Source organism: uncultured Sphingomonas sp. (assembly GCF_913776855.1).
GTDB lineage: Bacteria > Pseudomonadota > Alphaproteobacteria > Sphingomonadales > Sphingomonadaceae > Sphingomonas.
The window spans coordinates 1-19,898 of record NZ_CAJYQD010000044.1 but is presented as its reverse complement, the minus strand read 5'-3'; the positions used below and the strand labels follow the sequence as shown (position 1 = coordinate 19,898).

The window sequence follows — 19,898 nt, the reverse complement described above, 5'->3', positions numbered from 1 at the left end:
GTTACTTCGCCTGTGCCTGGGGGCCGCCGGCCCCGGCGGGGGCGGCACCCTGCGGCGCCTGCCCCTCGGGTTGCGGCTTCCACGGATAGCCCTTTACCGGGGTACCCGGCTGCAACATCTGCGCGCCCTCGACGACGATCTTGTCGCCTGCGTTCAGCCCGCCGGTCACCAGCCATGCATCGCCCATGGTACGCTGCGTCTGCAGCGGGCGCGGTGCCAGCTTGCCGTCGGCACCGATCACGAGGACGCTGGCCGCACCCTTCGGATCGCGCGTGACCGCACGCTGCGGCACGAGGATGCCGTTCGACTTGGTACCCTCGACCAGTTCGGCGCGGACATACATCCCCGGCAGCAACAGGCTGCGCGGGTTGGCGAAGACGGCGCGGATCGCCTGCGTGCCCGTAGCCGGATCGACGGTGACGTCGGTGAACTTCAGCGTCCCCTCGATCGGATAGGTGCTGCCATCCTCCAGCTTCAGCCGGACGCGCGCGGCATTGCCGCCGCGCGACAGGTCGCCGCCCATGATCTGCTGGCGCAGCTTGAGCAGGTCGGCGCTCGACTGCTGGATATCGACATAGATCGGGTCGAGCCGCTGGATCGTCGCCAGCGCATTGGTCTGCGCCGCCGATACCAATGCGCCGGTGGTGAACACCGACCGGCCGATCCGGCCGGAAATCGGCGCGGTGATCGTGGTGCGCGACAGGTCGATCTGCGCCTGGCGCAGGGCGGCGCGCTGGGCGGCGATATCCGCTTCGGCCTGCTGCGCGCCGGTCACCGCATTTTCATATTCCTGGCGGCTGATCGCATTGATCTTGACCAGTTCGCCATAGCGGCGGGCAAGATTACGGGTCGAGGCGATCGACGCCTGCGCGCGGGCCAGCGCCGCACGCGCGCTGGCGACCGCCGCCTGATAGGGCGCGGGATCGATGCGATAGAGCGCCTGGCCCTGTCGCACATAGTCGCCTTCCTGGAACAACCGGGCGAGGATCAGCCCGTTGACCTGCGGCCGGACGTCCGACGTCTCATAGGGCGCGGTGCGACCGGGCAGTTCGGTGGTCAGCGTCACCGGCTGCGGCTGGACGGTTACGAAGCCGACCTGCGGCGGTCCCTGCGGCGCGCCCTGCTGCTGCTGCGAATCGCCGCCGCCTCCGCAAGCCGAAAGGATGAGCGCCAGTGCCAGTGGGGCCATGCGATTTTTCATGAACGTCCTCGACGGATGTGCTAAACGTGAGTGATCGATCACTCACACTTTGGGGCGGGTACGCTGCCAGGGCAGACGTGGCAAGAGGGTAAAGGTGAATTGGAAGTGAATTTGTTGCAGTGCGGAGAGGCAGGTCGCGCCGGCCGGGCGGCGGCGCGGCGCGAACAACTGGTCAGCGTCGCCCGGCGACTGTTCGCCGAACAGGGTTTCCACGGCACCGGCGTCGCCCAGCTTGCCGCCGAGTCGGGCATCAAGGTGGGCCAGATTTATCGCGATTTCGCCGATAAGGAGGCGATCGTCGCCGCGATCGTCGAAAGCGACCTTGCCATCTTCCTGAACGATCAGGACATGACCCGCGCCATCGAAACCCGCGACATTCCCGCGCTCCGCGAATGGCTGCGCGAGTTTTTGCGCTGCGGCAGCGACGGCGAACCCGACCCCCTGTTCGCCGAGATCATGGCGGAGGCCGCACGTAACGAACGCATCCGCGGCATCGCGCACACGATCAATCGCAGCGTGTCGGGCGCGCTGATGCGGGTGCTGGTCGCGCTCGCGCCGGCCGCATCGCAGGCGGAGGAACGGTCGCGGCTGTGCGACATGATCCTGACGATGGGCGCAGGCGTGCTGTATCGCCGGATCGGCGACCCGGATTTCGAAGAGGCCGCCACCTTCCGCCGCCTGATCGCCGTTCTCGACGCGCATGTCGACGCGTTGATCGCCCCGGCTCCGGACCCGATCTTCGAAAATAGTCGTTGCGGATTTGTGACGCCGCGATAGGATTATCGCGCGCACTCCCTTGCGCGGTCGTCGCAGGCCCCGTCCGGACCCTCGGGCGGGGCTTGTCGCATGGACCGGCATCAGACGAGCGTCCGTTCCAGCACGACGAACGACAACGGCACGCGCGGCAGCCCGAACCGGGGGTCATCCATCGGAAAAGGCCGGATTTCTCCGGTACGACCATAGCCCTGCCGCTCATACCAGGCGATCAGTTCGCCCCGCGCGGCGATGACGGTCATTTCCATCCGTGCCGCTCGGTGATGCTCGCGCGCATAGCCCTCCGCCGCCGCAACGAGTCGGCGACCGGTGCCCGCCGCCTGCCGATCGGGTCGCACCGACAACAGCCCCAGCGCCGACCGTCCCATATCGGCACGCCTCACCTCGACACAGCCGATCAACGCATCGCCGTCGAACGCGATCAGGATGGTGCGATCGGGATCGGCGATCGCTTCGGCCAGCGCCTCCTGGTCGGTGCGCTGTCCGCCCAGCAGGTCCGCCTCGTGCGTCCACCCGCCCCGCGCGCTGTCCCCGCGAAACGCCGATTCCACCAGCATGTGCAGCGCCGGGATGTCGGACGTGGTCGCAGGCCGGATCACGTGCCCCAGCCCCCGCCCATCGCCTGATACAGCGCGACCAGCGCGTTCAGTTGATCGGCGCGGGTCTGTTCCAGCGACAGCTCGGCGCTGAACAACGCGCGCTGCGCATCCAGCTGCTCCAGATAGGGGCTGTAGCCCGCGCGATAGCGGTTGGTGGCGTGGCGCAACGCCTCTGCCGTCGCGGTCCGCTGCGTCTCCAGCGCGCGCCGCTGCGCCGCCAGCCGGTCGACCCCGGCCAGCGCATCCTCGACCTCGCGAAAGGCGGTCAGGACGCTGCGCTGATAGGCGAACGCGGCCTGGTCGCGCCGCGCCGTCGCGCCATCATAATTGCCGCGCAGCTGCCCGCCCCGGAACAGCGGTGCCAGCACGCTCGCCCCGATCGACCAGATGCCGACCGGATTGGGCAAGGCGCTCGACAGCACTTCCCCCGTCGATCCGGTCAGGCGCAGCTGCGGCAGGAACTGCGCCCGTGCGGCGGCCAGCGACGCATCGCTCGCCGCGAGCGTCGCCTCGGCCTGCGCGATGTCGGGGCGACGGCGCAGCAGGTCGCTGGGCAGGCCGGCAGGAATAGGCGGCGGCGCCAGCGCGTCGAGCGCCCGCCCCCGCGCAATCGTGCGCGGGGGGGTGCCGGTCAGCAGTGCCAGCGCGTTTTCCTGTCGCTTGGCCAGCAGTTCCAGCTGCGGCAGCGTCTGCGTGACGGCGGCATATTCCGCCTCCGCCTGTCGCAGTTCGAGCTGCGAAATATAGCCGACCTCCGCCCGCGACCGGGCGATGCGCAGCGCCTCACCGCGGGATGCGATCGTGGCGCGCACCGTTTCGATCCGCGCATCGAGGCCTCGTAGCGTGATGTATCCGCTTGCGGCGGCGGCGGCGACCGCCAGCCGCGCGCTGTCTGCGGCGGCAGCGGCGGCATCGCCGGTGAGGCGCGCGGCATCGATCGTGTTGCCGATCCGCCCGAACAGGTCGACTTCGTAGGCCGATTGAAACACAGGTTGCAGCGACGTACCGGTGCTGGCGGTACCGAAGGCGTTGAGCGCGCGCTGCTCGATCAGCCCGACCCCGGCATCCAGCGTCGGAAAGCGCGCCGCCCGCGCGACCCGCTCGGTCGCCCGCGCTTCCGCCACCCGTGCGACCGCGACGGCGATATCGGGATTGTTGGCAAGTGCCGCCGTCACCAGTCGGGTCAGCTCGGGATCGCCGAACGCTTCCCACCAATTCGCCGCGATCGGGGCGGTGCCGGGCAGGGTTGTGCGCCATGCCGGTGGCGGGGTCACGTTCGCCGCCTCGGGGCGCGGACGCGTGGCCGGGGTACAGGCCGCCAGCACCGCGACCGACAGCAGCAGGACCCGCCTCATCGCGCCGCCGGCGAAGCGCCGCCCCGCGTATCGACCCGCGCCTCGACCGACATGCCCGGCCGCAGCCGCTGGAACAGCGGGTCGTTGCGGTCGATCGCGATCCGTACCGGAATACGCTGCGCCACCTTCACGAAATTGCCGGTCGCATTATCGGCGCGGATCACGGCGAACTCGTTGGCAGCGGCGGGCGCGATCCGTTCGACCCGGCCGTACAGCTCGGCGCGATCGAGCGCATCAACCCGGATCGTGGCGGGCTGTCCCTGCGCCATGCGGGCGGTCTGCGCTTCCTTGAAATTGGCAGTGACCCAGACGGTCGGCGGCACGAGGAACATCATCTGCGTGCCGGCAGTCACATATTGCCCCAGCCGCACCCCGACCTCGCCCAGCCGCCCATCCTGCGGCGCGCGGATCACGGTGTTGGCGAGGTCGATCTCGGCCAGCCGCACCGCGGCCTTCGCATTCTCGACCGCCGCGTTCAACCCGCCCCGGCCGACCGTGACGGTGCGCACCTGTTCCTGCGCGACGCTGCGCTGCGCCTGTGCCTGTGCCACCCCGGCTTCCGCCGCACGCAGCGCCGCAAGCGTCTGGTCGCGTTCGCGCAAGGACACCGATCCTTCGCGGACCAGGTCGTTGACGCGCGCCATATCCGCCTGCGCGCGGGCCAGCTGGGCGCGCGCGTTCTGCACCGCCGCCGCCTGTCCGCCGAGGCTCGCCTCGCTCGACCGCTCGCTCTGCTGCGAATTGGCTAGGTTCGCCTGTTGCGCCGCCAGCTGCGCGCGCGCCTGTTCCGCGCGCTGGCGATAGATGCGGTCGTCGATCCGGGCGAGGACCTGCCCGCCCTTCACATCCTGGAAATCGCGGACCAGCACTTCCGTGACATAGCCGTTGACCTGCGGCGCGATGATCGTCGTCTGGCCCCGGACATAGGCATTGTCCGTCGCCTGGATCGCACTGCCGAACGGCCACAGCCCCCAGGCGTACAGCGCCAGCGCGACCCCGCCCAACAGCAGCGCGACGAAGCCGATGGTCGACTTCAGCCCGCCGCGCGGTGGCGCCCACCCCCGCGCGGGGGTTGGTTCCTGCGGCATTTCGACCGGATCGGCCAGTCGCTCTGCTTCGTCTCGGGACAATTGGGTATCGGTCATGACATCTGCTTCTGTCGCATCTGCTGCACGGCGGCGAGATCGCCGGCCAGCGGGTTCACACCCTTCAGGCGGTAGCGCAGCCACAGCGCGCCCAGCCACACCACCATCGCCGCCGACAGCACGGCGACGCCGAGGAACACGTCGTTATAGGCAAGGATATTGGCCTCACGCGTCACCTGCTGCCCCAGCAGCCCTGCGCCCGACGCCTGGCGCAGCGTGGCATCGCCCAGCACGCGGGCATAGGCGCCGCCCAGCTGCTGGATGCGCTGCACCACCTGCGGGTCGGTGGCGGTCAGCGTCTGGGTCAGTTCGAACGCATGATATTTCTCGCGCACGATCTGGAACGACCCCAAGAGCGCAGTGCCGGCAAGGCCACCCATCGTCTGCGAAATACTGAAGATCGCCGAAAAGCTGATGATATGGCTCGGGCCACGCGCCAGCGCGCGAAAGATGCCGATCATAACCATCGGCCCGAGGAAATAGAGTGCGGCAAAGGCGATGATCGCCTGGCTGATATACAGGCTGGAGGGGCGGGTCAGATTGGTCGAATCCGAATCCATCCACGCCCCGATCCCGATCAGCGCGACCGCGATCACGACCGGTTTATACAGGTCCTGCATGTTCAGCGTCTTAAGGCTGACCACGATCCCGGCGATCGACGCCAGCGTCATGATGAGGCTCAAGGTGACGAGCTGATCGTTGCCCATGCCAACGACCGTCAGCAGCCCGACCGTGCCGAACGTCTGTTCCGACAGCAAAATGCGCAACGACGCGGCGACGATCGCAAAGCGTACGATATTGCGCCCCAGCATCCAGCGCGTGTTGAGCAGCGGGTTGGCGCGGTTATGCTCGATCAGCAGAGCCCCGCCGATCAGCGGGATGGCGGCGGCCATCGCGTATCCCAGCCACGGCGTCGACCACCATTGGACCCGCCCCTGCACCAGCACCGCACAGAGCAAGGCGACACCCGGCGCCAGCAGCGCGAAGGTAAGGAAATCGATCCGCTCGAACGCCGGCGTCCGGTCCGACGGCGGCAGGCGCAGCAGCGCGACCGAGCCGAGACAGATCAGCGTCAGCCCCAGTTCGAACAGGAACAGCGCCTCGATCCGCCCATCGGCGAGCAACAGCGGCGACAGGACGCGCGCCAGCGGCAGCGCCACCTGCGACGCGCCGAACCCGATAATCATCCCCGACAGTCGCGCGGCAGCGGGCAGCGACTGCATGATATACAGGAAGCACAAGGTCGTCAGCGCGCTGGCGGCGATACCCGATGCCCCGCGCACGATCAGCTGCACGCCATAGCTATGCACGAACACCTGCAGGATGTTCAGGATCAGGAACCCGACCAGGAACACGCGGGTAAAGCGCTGCATCCCGAATTGCTGGCGGAACTTGATCAGCAGCATCGACATGCACACGCTGGTCATCGACGAAATCGCGGTCAGCCACCCGCCCTCGACCGGGGTCAGGCCCAGCGCGCCCTGGATCTGCGGCAGGTTCGCGATCAGCAGGCCGTTGTTGAACCCGCCGGTCACCCCCAGCAGGATGCCGATCGCGAAATAGCCGACCCGCCGCCCGAACGGATGGTCGGGCGTCGCGGGGGAACCGGGCAGGAACGGCCGCTCGTGCGGCTTGAATTCATACGCCGGGGCGATCGCCGTGGCTCCATATGGGGATATTGATCGAGCAATAACTTGTTACGGAACGGATCGTTCCGGATAGGCAATGGATACGCTGGGATAGTTGCCATTGGGCAACAAGCGCGCCACCGGTGGTGCCCTTCGCCGCATATCGCTGCCACTGGTATCCACGGTAACATCCGCTACCATCGCATCCATGCGTATCCTGATCCTCGCCGCCGCGCTCCTCGCCTCGACCGCCACTGCCCATACGCCGCTGGAGGCACCGCTGCCGCCGGTCCGGCCATGGCATGGCGCCAGCGAGAAGCTGGTCGCAAAGGCCAACGACCCGTGGATCACCCCTGCGGAGGCGAGCGGGTTCGTCACCACGCCCGATTATGCCGCGACCCGCGCATGGATCGACAAGCTGGTCGCCGCATCGCCGCTGCTGTCGATCGAGACGTTCGGAAAGAGCCCGCAAGGCCGCGAGCTATACGCTGTCCGCGCGCATAAGGGCACGACGCCAAAGCCGGTCGTGCTGGTACAGGCCGGCATCCATTCGGGTGAGATCGAGGGCAAGGACGCCGGACTGATGCTGCTGCGCGACATCGCGCTGCGCGGCAAGGACCGGCTGCTGGATAAGGTCGATCTGGTGTTCGTGCCGATCTACAATGTCGACGGCCATGAGCGTTCGTCGCCGTTCAACCGCCCGAACCAGCGCGGCCCGCAGGACATGGGCTGGCGCACGACCGCGCAGAACCTGAACCTCAACCGCGATTACCTGAAGGCCGACGCGCCGGAGACGCAGGCGATGATCGGCCTGATCCGGCGGGTCGATCCGGTGCTGTATCTCGACCTGCACGTCACCGACGGCATCGACCATCGCTATGACGTGACCTACGCCTTTTCCGGCTGGCGGGGCTATTATGCGCGATCGGCGGCGATCGGCCGGTTCCTCGACACGCGGCTGCGCCCGGCGATGGATGCCGCGCTGAAGCGGAACGGACACATCCCCGGCTATTATGTCAGTACGCTCGACAACCGCGCCCCCGAAAAGGGGATGACGCAGGACGTCGACACGCCGCGTTTCTCGACCGGCTATGGCGACATCGCGCACATCCCGACGGTGCTGGTCGAGACGCATTCGCTCAAACCCTATCGCCAGCGGGTGCTGGGCACCTATGTCTTCGTCGAGGAATCGCTGCGACTGGCGGGCGAGCGCGCTACGGAACTCCGCGCCGCGATCAACGCCGACCGCGCCTCACGCCCGGCGACCGTCACCACATCGTGGAAGCAGACGCCGGAGCCGATCTACAGCGTCGATTTCCTGGGACTGGCGCACGACACCTATCGCTCACCTGCTTCGGGTCGCGACGAACTGCGCTGGCTGCCGAAGCCGGTGACGTTCAGGATGCCGGTTTATGGCAGCACGCCCGAAAGGAACGTAACGCTGCCAAAGGCATGGTGGGTGCCCGCCACCCTGCCGCATGTCATCGACCTGCTGACGCTGCACGGCATCCGCTTCGAGCGGATCGCTGCCCCCCGCACGCTGGAGCTCGATATGGCCCGCGCGACCGATCCGAAACTGGGATCCGCCAATGAAGGCCATATCCCGCTCGACGCGACCATCGTCCATGAACGCCGCCGCGAAACCATGCCGGCCGGATCGGTCCGCGTACCCGCCGACCAGCCGCTGGGCCTCCTCGCCGCCTTCCTGCTCGAACCCGAAAGCGAGGACGGCGTGCTCGCCTGGAACATGGCGCCTGAAATGCTGCAGCGGACCGAATATATCGAAGGCTATGCCATCGCCCCGCTGGCCGACCGGATGCTGGCGAGCGATCCGCAGCTGAAGGCCGAATTCGATGCGAAGGTCGCCGCCGACCCGGCCTTCGCCGCCGATCCGACCGCGCGGCTGCAATGGTTCTATGCCCGCACGCCCTATTACGACCAACGGTATCTGCTGTACCCGGTCGGGCGCGAGGTGAATTGACCGGGGGTCGGGTGCGGTGGACATTCCGGCCGAATTGAACGAACCCTGTGCGCCAACCATCGTCATCCCCGCGCAGGCGAGAATCCATAAACGCGACGATCGCGGAAAGAATCGAAGCGATCGCGCATATGGATTCCCGCCTGCGCGGGAAGGACGAACGGGCCGATCGGCCGAGACAAGAACGCGATGGAGAGCCTGACCCCATGACCGCCCCTTCGATCATCGTCGTCGAGGACGATCCCGCGCTGCGCACCCTGACCGCCCGCGCGCTGCAGGAAAACGGCTATCATGTCCGCACCTGTTCGGCCGCGCCCGAAATGTGGCTGGCGCTGGAACAGGGGCCGGTCGACCTGATCCTGCTCGACATCATGCTGCCCGGCACCAGCGGTATCGACCTGTGCCGCCAGATCCGCCAGAACAGCGCGGTGCCGATCATCTTCGTCTCGGCCAAGGGGAGCGAGGTCGATCGCGTCATCGGCCTCGAACTGGGCGCCGACGATTATCTGCCCAAGCCGTTCGGCACGCGCGAACTGATCGCGCGCGTCCGCGCCGTGTTGCGCCGGGGCGAGCTGAACGCACAGGCCGCACAGCGCGAGGAGGGCATCTACAGCTTCGAAGGCTGGACCGCGAACGTGCCGCGTCGCGAACTGACCTCGCCTACGGGGGCGCAGGTCGACCTGACCGGGGCCGAATTCGACCTGCTGGTCGTGCTGCTCGACCATGCCCAGCGGGTGATCGCGCGCGAACGGCTGATCGAACTGTCGCGCACCCGGCTGGGCGACAGTTCCGACCGCAGCATCGACGTGCTGATCAGCCGGTTGCGCCGCAAGCTGTCGACCGCCGGCGGCACCCCGCCGATCGTCACCGTGCGCGGCGTCGGCTATATGCTGAACGTGCCGGTCGAGCGGCGCTGAGACGATGCTTGCGCGGCGGTTTCCGGCGCTGCCGGTCGGGCTGATCGGCCGGATCGTCGCGATCCTGCTGCTGACCATCGTGATCGAGTTCGGCGTGTCGGTGCTGCTGTACGAACGCGCGAGCCAGTTTTCGGTGCGTGACGACGAAGCCCGCCGCCTCGCCGAACACCTCGTCATCGCAACGCGCATCGTCGAGGAACGCCCGGTCGACCAGCGCGCCGGTATGGCGACCGAACTGACCACCGAACGCTATGCCGTGCAGTGGCGTGGCTCCGCGCCCGAACTGCCCGCCAGCGGCACCGAACTGCGCGAGATGGAGCAGCAGATTCTGGCGTGGGAGCCGAGCCTTGCCCCCACCGGCCTGCACCTGACCCTGATCGGTCAGGGGCGGCGATCGGTCGTCAGCGGCGCCTTGCAGCTGGAGGATGGCAGCTGGCTCTACTTCCGCACGCTGGAGCCACTCCGCGCCTTCGATCTCGCGATCGGCCGCATCCTGCTGGCACTGATCCCCGCGATCGCGTTGATGGTGGTCGGCGGGCTGCTGATCCGGCGGACGCTGCGTCCGATGCGACAGCTGGCCGATGCGGTCGACCGCTTTGGCCCCGGCGGCGGATCGACGCTGCCGACGATCGAGGAAGCGGGGCCGAGCGAAGTCCGCCGCCTTGTCGTCGCGTTCAACGGGCTGCAGGCGCGCATCCACCGGCTGATCGACGAACGCACCCGCGCGCTGGCCGCCGTCGGCCACGACCTGCGCACTCCACTTGCCCGGCTGCGGCTGCGCACCGATGCCATTCCCGACCGCGACCTGCGGGGCACCGTACAGAACGACCTTGCGGAAATGGAGGCGATGGTGACCTCGCTTCTGGCCTTTCTGGGCGGGGAGAGCGAGCCGGAGCGTGCGGTGCTGGTCGACATCGCCGTGCTGTGCGCCAGCATCGTCGACGATGCCGGCGACCATGGCCATGACGCGCGCTATGTCGGGCCGGATCATTTCGAACGCGCCGTGCGCCGGTCGCACTTTCGCCGCGCCGTCACCAACCTGGTCGAAAACGCGATCCATTATGGCGGCGGCGTCACGCTGACCCTTGCCATAGAGGACGGCGCGACGGTGATCCGTATCGAGGATGACGGCCCCGGCATTCCCGATGAATCGCTTGGCGAAGTACTCGAACCGTTCGTCCGCCTCGACACCGCGCGCAAGCGGGACACGGTGGGTTTCGGCCTCGGCCTGTCGATCGTGCAGCGCGCGGTGGAGGCGGAGGGCGGCCGGCTGGAACTGCGCAACCGCGATACCGGCGGACTGTGCGCCGCGATCGTCCTGCCGGCGCCTTTCGCCGCACGGCAATAATTCGTTACAACCCCGCCGAACGCAGCAAGATTGCGTCCTCTATATCCCGATCACGAACCGGTGGCCTCGCGCCGCCGCCACGGTGTGGAGGGAAATGATGAACGACGTGATCGGCCGGGTCTTCGGCTTCGAAAAGGATGTGTTCGGCAGCGATGCCGACCTGTATTCCAAGCTGGCGACCGATGGGCAGAGCCCCAAGGTCCTGATGATCTCCTGCTCGGATTCGCGCGTCGTCCCCGAACATATCCTGCAGGCGAAGCCGGGCGACGTGTTCGTCATCCGCAACGCTGGCAACATCGTTCCCCCCTTCACCCAGCAGAATGGCGGCACGACCTCGACAGTCGAATATGCCGTCGCCGTGCTGGGCGTCACCGACATCATCGTGTCGGGCCATTCGGGCTGCGGCGCGATGGGCGCGCTGATGAAGCCGGAAACGCTCGACGGTCTGCCCAGCGTCGCTGCGTGGCTGCGCCACAGCCATGCCGCGCATTCGGTGGTGGAAAACAGCTATCCCGACCTCGACGATGCAGCGGCGGTCCGTGCCGCCAGCCTGGAAAACGTCGTGGTCCAGATTTCGCACCTGCGCACCCATCCGGCGGTCGCGTCGCGCATCGCCAAGGGCGAACTGACGCTGCACGGCTGGTTCGTCGACATCCATGCCGGCACCATCCTCGCCCTCGACGGTACGACCGGCCGCTTCGCGCCGATCAATGCGGATCGGCCGCTGCCGGTGGCGCTGCCCGCCGCAAAGCGCCTTGCCGCCGATTTCGTGACGGCGGAAGCCGCCGAATAACCAGTTCCTGCGGGTTGGCGGGGCGAATCTTCCCTCCCCCGTTCCGCCGGCCGTGGGTTCCGCGCCGGGCGTGCTTCCCCCAAGCGCGTCCGGCGCACCCCGTTTCAAAGGCTATCGACCGTATGTCGACGCAACCTTCCCTGATCGCCAATCTGCGGCAGGACCTCCCGTCCTCAATCGTGGTGGCGCTCGTGGCGCTCCCGCTGTGCCTCGGCGTCGCGCTCGCCTCCGGCGCACCACTGTTTTCCGGGCTGATCGCCGGTATCGTCGGCGGCATCGTCGTCGGTTCGCTCAGCAAGTCGCCGTTGTCGGTCAGCGGTCCTGCCGCCGGCCTGACCGTGATCGTGCTGGATGCGATCACCAAGCTGCCGAGCTTCGAGGCGTTCCTGCTCGCCGTGTTCCTAGCGGGCTGTATGCAGATCCTGCTATCCTTTTCGCGTTCGGGCGTGCTGGGCGAATTCGTGCCATCGTCGGTCATCACCGGCATGTTGGCCGCGATCGGCCTGATCCTGATCCTGAAGCAGGTGCCGCACGCCATCGGCTATGACGGCGATCCGGGCGGCGACTTCGCCTTTCGCCAGGGCGATGGCCTCAACACCTTCAACACCATCCTGTTCGTGCTGCGCGAACAGGTCGTGTGGGGGGCGGCGATCATCGCCGCGATCAGCATCGCGTTCCTGTTCTGGTGGGATAAGAACAAGCCAAAGGACGGCCCGTTGCGCTTCGTGCCGGGTCCGCTGGTCGTCGTGGTCGGATCGGTTGCGATGAACGCGCTGTTCGGCGCGGTCGCCCCGTCGATCCAGGTCAAGCCGACCCATCTGGTCAGCGTGCCGATCGCCGATGGCCTCGGCGGGTTCGTGAAGCTGTTCAGCCTCCCCGACTTCGGCCAGATCGGCAATGCGACGGTGTGGACCGTGGCGGTGACCCTCGCCATCGTAGCCAGCCTTGAATCGCTGCTGTCGGTGAAGGCGGTCGATGAACTGGATCCCAAGCGGCGAGTGACCAACAAGAACCACGAACTGCTGGCGCAGGGCGGCGGCAACATCATCTCGGGCCTGATCGGCGGCCTGCCGGTGACGTCGGTCATCGTGCGGTCGTCGGCGAACGTCGATGCCAATGCCGCGTCCAAGATGTCGACCATCCTGCACGGCACGTGGCTGTTGCTCAGCGTCCTACTGATTCCGTTCCTGCTGAACCTGATCCCGCTGTCGGCGCTGGCGGCGGTGCTGATCCAGACCGGCTACAAGCTGACCAAGCCCGAACTGTTCACCAAGCGATGGAAGCAGGGCATGACCCAGTTCGTGCCGTTCGTCATCACCATCGCCGCGATCCTGTTCACCGATCTGCTGAAGGGCATCGTCGTCGGGCTGGTCGTCGGCTTCGTGTTCGTCATTGCGCGCAATTTCCGCCCGGCGGTGACGTTCGTGCAGGACGGCGAAGGCCCCGGCGCCAGCTGCATGGTGCGCGCCAAGCGCAACCTGTATTTTATCCACAAGGTCGAATTGACCAGGGAACTGGAAAAGGTGCCGGACGACTGCACGGTGGTGATCGACCTGTCGGCGACCAGCTATGTCGATCTCGACAATATCGACATCATCAACGGCTTCATCAAGAACGCGCAGTATCGCGGCATCAACGTGCTGGTCCGCGGCGACATTGCCGACCGCACCGCACCGCAGATCAAGGCGCCGCGCAAGGAGGTCGCCTACGCATGAGGGAATACAAGCACCTGCTCCTTGCCAACAAGGCCTGGGCCGCCGAGCGGCTGGAGGACAATCCCGACTATTTCGCGCGGCAGACCGTCGGCCAGCAGCCCGAATTCCTGTGGATCGGCTGTTCCGACAGCCGCGTCGCGCCGGACCAGCTGACCAATACCGAACCCGGCGGCATGTTCATCCACCGCAACATCGCCAATCTGGTCGATCCGAACGACCAGAACCTGATGTCCGTGGTGCAGTTCGCGGTCGAGGTGCTGAAGGTCGGCCATATCATAGTATGCGGCCATTATGCCTGTGGTGGTATCCAGGCGGCGTTGCAGGGCGGCGTCGATGGCCATGTCCATGACTGGCTGGCGATCGCGCGCAACGTGGTCGACAACCACCGCGACGAACTGGACGCCCTTCCCGAGGATCAGCGCGCGAACCGCCTCGTGGAACTGAACGTCCACGACCAGCTGGTCCAGCTCGCGCGCACCGACGTCGTGCAAAAGGCGTTCGCGGCCGGCCAGTCGCTCGAACTTCATGGCTGGGTCTATGATCTGCGCGACGGGCTGTTGAAGCCGCTGATGGAAATCGACGCTACGACGCCGCTGAGTGAAGTTCAGACGCCGGAGAAGGTGCTGGTGTGAGGTAGCGGCGGCGGGTTTTACGCACGTCCCCTACGCCTACCCGATACGTCACCCCAGCGCAGGCTGGGGTCTACCGCGAATAGCGCGCCACGCCAGCCCGGAGAGACCCCAGCCTGCGCTGGGGTGACGTGTGTGGAGAGTGGGGCCTGTTGACGCGTACGTACCCCCGCCTGCGCGGGGATACGCCGACCGCATGGCAGGAATCCTTATCCCGCCATCGTCATCACCGACCCCGAATCCACCCGCAAATTCGCGCCGTTCACGAAGCTCGCGGGCTTCGACACCAGGAACAGGATCGCCGCCGCGACCTCCTCCGCCCTGCCACGCCGGCCCAGGGTCATGCCGGGGCGTTCTTCCTTCAGGAAACTGCGGATCGCGCTGTCGCGGTCGGTGCCCTGTTCCTCGGCGCGCTTGTCCATCATCGCATCGGTCATCGGCGTTGCGATGAAGGCCGGCGACACGCTGTTCACCAGCACATTGTCACAGCCATAGGCTTTCGACAGTCCCTTCGCCAGGTTCAGCACCCCGGCCTTCGACGCGCAATAGGCCAGCTCGTCGACATAGGGCTGCACCGCGTCCTCCGACGCAATCAGCACGATCCGCCCGCCGCCTCCCTTGCGCATCGCCGGGATCGCCTCGCGCGTAACCCGCACCGCACCCATCAGGTTGATGTCGAGCGTCGACTGCCATCCGGCATCGTCCACCTCAAGGAAATCGCCGGTGGCTCCCGTCACCCCGGCCGTATGAACCAGGATCGTCGGATCACCCCGTTCGCCGCGCAGCTGTTCGAACAACGCCTTCACGCTCGACAGGTCGGTCACATCGGCGGCAATCGCCACCACATCGCCATATTCGGCCAGTTCGGCGCGAACCTGTTCCAGTGATTTCGCATCCCGGTCGCTGATCGCGACCTTCGCACCTTCCTGCAACAGCATCCGCGCCACTTCACGCCCGATGCCGCCATCCGCGCCCGTCACCAGCGCTAGCGCGCCGCCCAGTCCGTAATCCATGTCGCTCTCCTGCCAGTAAGCCGACCAAGCTGTTGAAACGCCGCGTGGTTCCCTGTCCGAACGGGACGCAGCCCGTCGCACTCCCGGCAAACCCTATAATTCCGCCCCGCCCAGGGTCGCGATCGCCTGGATCAGCGCCAGATGGCTCAACCCCTGTGGCAGGTTGCCCAGATAGTCGCCGGTCCTGGGGTCGATCATTTCCGGCAGGATGCCGGTGCCATGCGCCAGTCCGTCCATCGCCGCCGCGAATGCCGCCTCAGCCCGGTCATGCTGCCCCAGGATCGCGCGCGCCTCGACCATCCAGAAGGTGCAGGCGAGGAAACATCCCTCCTCCCGTTCCATGCCGGTATAGCGGTAATGGAACGCGCCTGCGCCCAGTTCGCGGTCGATCGCGTCCAGCGTGCGCGCCAGCCGGTCCTGCCCGTCGAAGCGGAACCGCACCGCCAGCGCCAGCGACGCATCCAGCCCGTTGGCGCCGGGATAGCAGAGATAGGCCCCGCGTTCCTCGTCCCAGCAATGTTCGCCGATCCAGTCCATGATCCGGTCGCGTTCGCGTGCCCAGCGATCGCGGCAGGTCGGCGGAATCTGCCCGGCATCGGCCAGTTCGACCGCGCGCTGCAACGCCTGCCAGCAGCTGATCTTGGACATGGTGTAATGCTGCACCTCCTCCAGTTCCCAGATGCCGGCATCCTTTTGTCGCCAGCGATCGGCGCACAGGTCGGCCAGATGCGACAGCGTTGCCGCACTCTCACCATCGAGGATGTTGCCGCACGCCACGAACCGCTCGGCGGTTTCAAAGATGTCGCCATAGATGCCGTGCTGATGCTGGTCGGTCGCCTGGTTGCCGCTCACCACCGGACGCGACCCGCGATAGCCCGGAATATCGATCTCGCGCACCTCGGGCACCGGATCACCGCCCAGCGTGTAGCAGACCTTCGGCACCCCCTGCCCCAGCCGCTTGAGCAGCCAGGTGAACCCGGCCTTCGCCTCGCCAAAGGCACCGATGCGCAGGAACGCCTTGATCGTGTAGCCCGCATCCCGAATCCACGCGTAACGATAATCCCAGTTCTTCGGCCCGCCGATCTTTTCGGGAAGCGAGGTCGTGGCGGCGGCGACGATCGCCCCGGTCGGCGAATAAAGCAGCAGCTTGAGCGCCAGCGCGCTGCGGATCGCCACCGCCCTTCGCGCACCGTCGCAATGGAGCTGCCCGGCCCAGTCGAGCGCGTGCGTCCAGTCGCGCCATTCGCGGTAGGACAGGTCGATCCGCGCGTCGATCGCCTCGATCGAGGGTACGACCAGCGGTTCGTCGGCACCCGCCACGATGGCGACCGTCGCCCGTTCGCCTTGCGCGACGGCGATCCGCCCGTCGATCCCGTCATCGCCCTGTCGATCGATCACGACGGTATCGCTGCACCGGACCAGCCCCAGCACCGCGCCGACATGGAATACGTCATGCCCGCCGGCCCGCGCGAAATAAGGGCTGACGGTATCCGCCCGCCGCCCGAACCGCAGCGTCAGCGCGAACGCGACGTGCCCGTCCAGCCCCTCCACGCGCCGCGCCAGTTCGGCCCAGGGCAGCCGCCCCGCCGTCCCGCTATTGAGGCTCTCGACCAGTTTCGCCCGGCCGGTCGCGGTGGTGAAGATCGTCTCCAGCACGTTGCTGTCGTCGCGGTAGCACTGTTCGCTAGTGAACGGCTCCACCGGGGTGATGGCGAAATAGCCGCCCAGCGTTCCGTCCAACAGCCGGTCGAACAAAGCCGGCGAATCCATGTTCGGCACGCACCACCAGTCGATCGACCCGTCCGTCCCCGACAACACCACCGCCCGCCCGTCGCCCAGTGCACCATAGCAGGCGAGTGGCAGATAGCCCTCGGCATCGCGAAGCAGGGCGGGTCGGGTGGCGTCGGGTCGGAACAGCATGAAGCCGATAACCCATGATAAGGGCCAAATGTCCGAAAGCGCGGGAGATTGTCCGCGTCGCGTGCGTTGGCGCTCCATTCCATCCCCCACGGAGAACCGCTTCATGAGCATCGCGTCCGCCTTCGGGCTAGGCAAGAAGGTCCGCTACGCCGTCGTCGGCGCGGGCGACATTACGCAGCGGTCGATGCTGCCGGGCATCAAGCATACCGGCAATTCGAAGCTGGTCGCGATCGTCACCGGCGATACGGAGAAGGCGGCCGCATTGGCCGAGATGTACGGGGTCGATGCGACCTACGACTATGACCAGTTCCACGAACTGCTGGCGTCGGGTACGATCGACGCGGTCTATCTCGGCACGCCCAACTGGCGCCATGCCGAATTCGCCATTCCCGCGCTGGCAGCGGGCATCCATGTCCTGTGCGAAAAGCCGCTGGAAATCTCGGTCGAACAGGGTCGCGCCATCGCCGCGGCGCAGGCCGCGTCGTCGGCCAAGCTGATGACCGCCTATCGCCTGCATTTCGAGCCCGGCACGCTGGCCGCGATCGACATGGTGCGTGACGGCAAGCTCGGCGATCTGGTCACGTTCTCGGCGACGTTCAGCCAGTCGCTCGACCCCGACAACCACCGCGCCAAGCACGGCATCGTCGCCGGCCCGCTGTTCGACATGGGGCCGTACCCGATCAACGCCATCCGCTATCTGTTCGGCGAGGAACCGGCCGCGGTGGAATCGGCGGTCGCGACGCGGCAGGCGGGCGCGGGCTTCGGCGACCTCGATGATACGTTCGCGGTCGTACTGCGGATGCCGGGCGATCGACTGGCGAGCTTCACCGTCAGCTATTATGCCGGCAATGTCGATCACCTGACCATCGCCGGGACGAAGGGCAGCATCCATATCGACCCCGCTTTTGGCTATGGCGATACCCAGCATCAGACGATCACGATCGGCACCGACAAGCGCGAGGAAAAGTTCAAGCCGACCGACCAGTTCGGCGGCGAGATGAAGTATTTCTCCGACTGCATCCTGAACGGCGACGATCCCGAACCCGATGCGGAGGAAGGGATCGCCGACCTGCGCGTGATCGAGGGGATCATGGAAGCGCTGAAGACCGGTCGTCGCGTCGACCTGCCCCCCTTCGAACGCCGCCGCCGCATCAACACCGCGACGCAGAAGCAGACGCTCTCGCCGATCACCCCGCCGGAAACGGTGAAGGCGAAGACGCCCAGCGGGGAGTGAGCGCGTTCCGGTAAGGTAACCGTACCCCCGCGCAGGCGGGGGTTCAGGGTCCCGAACGCAACGGTTGCGTTGCTTGGCTCTGGACCCCCGCCTGCGCGGGGGTACGGCGTCTATGCGTCGGGGTCAGGCGATGCCCTCACCACCCTACCCCGATCTTCCCGAAATGGTCGCCGCATTCCTGAAACCGGAACGCCTCGGCCAACGCCTCCAGCCCGAACCGGCGATCCACCACCGGTCGAATGCCCGTCGCGTCCAAGGCCGCCACGAAATCCTGCTGCTCGCGCCGGCTGCCGACGATCAGCCCCTGCAACCGTGCCTGCTTCGCCATCAGCGCCGCCGTCGGCACTTCGCCACCGCGCCCGGTCAGCACGCCGATCAGCGAGATATGCCCGCCAACCCGTACCGCAGCGATCGACTGCGCCAGCGTCGCCGGCCCGCCGACCTCGACCACATGATCGACCCCGCGCCCGTCGGCCCAGTTCGCGACGGTCGTGCCCCAATCAGGATCGTTGCGATAATTGACGGTAAAGTCCGCGCCCAACGCCCTGGCCCGCGCCAGTTTTTCATCACTGGAGGATGTGATCGCGACCACGCCCCCCATCGCCTTGGCGATCTGCAAGGCCCAGATCGAGACGCCTCCGGTACCGAGCAGCAGCACCCGGTCGCCCGCCTTCAATCCGCCATCGACCACCAGTGCGCGCCAGGCGGTCAGCCCGGCGGTGGTGATCGTCGCCGCCTCTACCGCGTCCCAACTCTTCGGCGCGAGGGTAAAAGCGGTCGCCGGCAACACGACCACCTCCTGCGCAAAGCCGTCGATCCCGTCGCCGGGCGTCCGGCTGAAATCGCCGATCGTCGGGCCGCCGTCCTGCCAGTCGGGGAAGAAGCACGACACCACGCTGTCCCCGACCGCAAAGTCGGTGACACCCTCGCCCACCGCTTCGACCGTGCCGGCGCCATCGGCCATGGGCACCCGGCCGTCCTCGGCAGGCGACTTGCCGCTGGCCACGATATAGTCGTGAAAGTTGAGCGAGCTGCCATGCAGCGCCACCCGGATTTCGCCTGCCCCCGGCTGCCCCGGATCGGGCCGCTCGACGACTTCCAGCTGGTCCAGCCCGCCGGGCGCGCGCAGCGCTATCGCCTTCATGCCGCGTCCTCCGCATCGGTCACCGCCTGCGTCATGCCGCTGGGCGACAGGATTTCGACCCAATAGCCATCGGGATCGGTGATGAAGGCGATGTCCTTCATCCGCCCCTCGTCCGGCCGCTTGCGGAAATCGACGCCCAGTTCCTCGAACCGCGCGCATGCCGCCGCCACATCGGGCACGCTGATCCCGATATGGCCAAACCCGCGCGGATCGTCGTTGCCGCTGTGATAGCCGGCGAAGTCGGGATCGTCCTCGGTCCCCCAGTTATGTGTCAGCTCCAGCGTGGTTTCGCGGGTGAACACGAACCGGGCGCGTTCCTTCGGGTCGCTCGGCACGCTCTCGCCATCGCGCAGATAGCCGAGGAAATAGAGCGAGAACGCCGCCTCCTCGAAATCCAGCTTCTGCAGCAGCGTCATGCCCAGCACGTCCTGATAGAAGGCCAGGCTGGCACTGGGGTCGCGCACGCGCAGCATCGTCTGGTTCAGGGTAAAGCCTTCGGTGCCGG

At 67.0% G+C, this 19,898-nt stretch carries 17 protein-coding genes; 8 read left to right on the top strand and 9 right to left on the bottom strand.

All coding sequences use genetic code 11. From position 1 onward, the window contains the following. Window position 1: 1 nt before the first annotated feature. The gene (locus QZ755_RS13810; protein WP_294323937.1) at window positions 2–1,201 is read right to left on the bottom strand and encodes an efflux RND transporter periplasmic adaptor subunit; all 1,200 of its coding nucleotides are present in this window, start codon (window positions 1,199–1,201) and stop codon (window positions 2–4) included. Window positions 1,202–1,306: 105 nt separating this feature from the next. Between QZ755_RS13810 and QZ755_RS13805 the strand changes: the two genes are divergently transcribed. Then, on the top strand, window positions 1,307–1,978 hold the full coding sequence (locus QZ755_RS13805) for a TetR/AcrR family transcriptional regulator (RefSeq protein WP_294323934.1): 672 nt from the start codon (window positions 1,307–1,309) through the stop codon (window positions 1,976–1,978). Window positions 1,979–2,058: 80 nt separating this feature from the next. Here the strand turns inward: QZ755_RS13805 and QZ755_RS13800 are convergent, their stop codons facing one another. From QZ755_RS13800 to QZ755_RS13785, 4 genes are read right to left on the bottom strand one after another with little or no spacing between them, the layout of a single operon-like run. Beyond that, on the bottom strand, window positions 2,059–2,574 hold the full coding sequence (locus tag QZ755_RS13800; protein ID WP_294323932.1) for a GNAT family N-acetyltransferase: 516 nt from the start codon (window positions 2,572–2,574) through the stop codon (window positions 2,059–2,061). Continuing rightward, window positions 2,571–3,929 (bottom strand): efflux transporter outer membrane subunit, encoded by a 1,359-nt coding sequence (locus QZ755_RS13795; RefSeq protein ID WP_294323929.1) that lies wholly within the window; start codon window positions 3,927–3,929, stop codon window positions 2,571–2,573. The genes QZ755_RS13800 and QZ755_RS13795 overlap by 4 nt, the downstream gene beginning before the upstream one ends. After that, window positions 3,926–5,074 (bottom strand): HlyD family secretion protein, encoded by a 1,149-nt coding sequence (locus tag QZ755_RS13790; protein ID WP_294323927.1) that lies wholly within the window; start codon window positions 5,072–5,074, stop codon window positions 3,926–3,928. The genes QZ755_RS13795 and QZ755_RS13790 overlap by 4 nt, the downstream gene beginning before the upstream one ends. After that, entirely contained in the window at window positions 5,071–6,609 is a 1,539-nt protein-coding gene (locus QZ755_RS13785) for an MFS transporter (RefSeq protein ID WP_294323926.1), read from the bottom strand. The genes QZ755_RS13790 and QZ755_RS13785 overlap by 4 nt, the downstream gene beginning before the upstream one ends. A gap of 301 nt (window positions 6,610–6,910) precedes the next feature. Here QZ755_RS13785 and QZ755_RS13780 point away from each other — a divergent pair, with 301 nt between their 5' ends. The 6 genes from QZ755_RS13780 (at window position 6,911) to QZ755_RS13755 (ending at window position 14,085) form a co-directional block, all read left to right on the top strand. Continuing rightward, a complete protein-coding gene (locus tag QZ755_RS13780) occupies window positions 6,911–8,683 on the top strand; it encodes a M14 family metallopeptidase (protein WP_294323924.1) in 1,773 nt (590 codons plus the stop codon). A 203-nt stretch (window positions 8,684–8,886) separates the two neighbouring features. Further along, complete coding sequence (locus tag QZ755_RS13775) at window positions 8,887–9,597, top strand: response regulator transcription factor (protein ID WP_055763130.1); 711 nt, start codon at window positions 8,887–8,889, stop codon at window positions 9,595–9,597. Window positions 9,598–9,601: 4 nt separating this feature from the next. Further along, the gene (locus QZ755_RS13770) at window positions 9,602–10,945 is read left to right on the top strand and encodes an ATP-binding protein (RefSeq protein WP_294323920.1); all 1,344 of its coding nucleotides are present in this window, start codon (window positions 9,602–9,604) and stop codon (window positions 10,943–10,945) included. A 97-nt stretch (window positions 10,946–11,042) separates the two neighbouring features. Beyond that, the gene (locus tag QZ755_RS13765; protein WP_294323918.1) at window positions 11,043–11,738 is read left to right on the top strand and encodes a carbonic anhydrase; all 696 of its coding nucleotides are present in this window, start codon (window positions 11,043–11,045) and stop codon (window positions 11,736–11,738) included. Between the two features lie 122 nt (window positions 11,739–11,860). Further along, window positions 11,861–13,453: a SulP family inorganic anion transporter gene (locus tag QZ755_RS13760; RefSeq protein WP_294323917.1), complete on the top strand. Its 1,593-nt coding sequence runs from the start codon at window positions 11,861–11,863 to the stop codon at window positions 13,451–13,453. Beyond that, window positions 13,450–14,085, top strand: coding sequence for a carbonic anhydrase (locus QZ755_RS13755; RefSeq protein ID WP_294323915.1), 636 nt, complete (start codon window positions 13,450–13,452; stop codon window positions 14,083–14,085). The genes QZ755_RS13760 and QZ755_RS13755 overlap by 4 nt, the downstream gene beginning before the upstream one ends. Window positions 14,086–14,291: 206 nt before the next feature. Here the strand turns inward: QZ755_RS13755 and QZ755_RS13750 are convergent, their stop codons facing one another. Continuing rightward, entirely contained in the window at window positions 14,292–15,095 is an 804-nt protein-coding gene (locus QZ755_RS13750) for an SDR family oxidoreductase (protein ID WP_294323913.1), read from the bottom strand. Between the two features lie 93 nt (window positions 15,096–15,188). Then, complete coding sequence (locus QZ755_RS13745) at window positions 15,189–17,015, bottom strand: glycoside hydrolase family 15 protein (RefSeq protein ID WP_294323911.1); 1,827 nt, start codon at window positions 17,013–17,015, stop codon at window positions 15,189–15,191. A 103-nt stretch (window positions 17,016–17,118) separates the two neighbouring features. On the opposite strand from QZ755_RS13745, the gene QZ755_RS13740 reads away from it, so the two are divergent. Then, on the top strand, window positions 17,119–18,249 hold the full coding sequence (locus tag QZ755_RS13740; RefSeq protein WP_294323910.1) for a Gfo/Idh/MocA family oxidoreductase: 1,131 nt from the start codon (window positions 17,119–17,121) through the stop codon (window positions 18,247–18,249). A gap of 136 nt (window positions 18,250–18,385) precedes the next feature. Here the strand turns inward: QZ755_RS13740 and QZ755_RS13735 are convergent, their stop codons facing one another. Then, window positions 18,386–19,393, bottom strand: coding sequence for an NAD(P)-dependent alcohol dehydrogenase (locus tag QZ755_RS13735; protein ID WP_294323908.1), 1,008 nt, complete (start codon window positions 19,391–19,393; stop codon window positions 18,386–18,388). Beyond that, a partial coding sequence (gloA, locus tag QZ755_RS13730) for a lactoylglutathione lyase (RefSeq protein ID WP_294323906.1) occupies window positions 19,390–19,898 on the bottom strand: 509 nt, incomplete at its 5' end. The genes gloA and QZ755_RS13735, both read right to left, overlap by 4 nt.